We start from the raw sequence: 432 nt of genomic DNA, 5'->3' as shown, positions 1-432 counted from the left end.
AAGAAAGCTGCACCAGCCAAGAAAGCTGCACCAGCTAAGACAGCTGCAGTGAAGAAAGCGCCAGCCGCGAAAAAGGCACCAGCAAAAAAAGCAGCCGCGAAGAAAGCGCCTGCTAAAAAGCCTGCCCCTGCGGCACAAACGACGCTGAATCCACAGGCAGCATGGCCCTTCCCGTTGGCCAGCAAGCCCTGAGGCGTGAGCTTATCGACTGTTAAAAGTCGATAATCCAAAGCCCGGCATATGAGAATGTGCCGGGCTTTTTTACGTCTGAAAAAAGGATGTGGTCCGCTGCCCCCCGAGGTACCGAAGCCGGCCGCGGCGATTTTCATCTTGGGAACGGCCCGGCGATGAAACTAGGCCCCCACGCTCCCCCGCTTCGCGTGGTCCGCTGCCCCCCGAGGGGGCCGCATTTTCATCTTGGGAGCGGCCCGG

1 pseudogene is annotated in these 432 nt (G+C 59.5%); it reads left to right on the top strand.

Annotated features, from left to right (window positions below):
* Positions 1 to 192: pseudogene (locus G518_RS41230) on the top strand (histone); the annotation flags it as partial.
* Between the last annotated feature and the right edge of the window lie 240 nt (positions 193 to 432).

Source organism: Ottowia thiooxydans DSM 14619, from assembly GCF_000422885.1.
In the GTDB taxonomy this organism is placed as follows: domain Bacteria; phylum Pseudomonadota; class Gammaproteobacteria; order Burkholderiales; family Burkholderiaceae_C; genus Ottowia; species Ottowia thiooxydans.
Note: the sequence above shows the minus strand (reverse complement) of the source record. Positions and strands in the feature narration are given on the sequence as shown.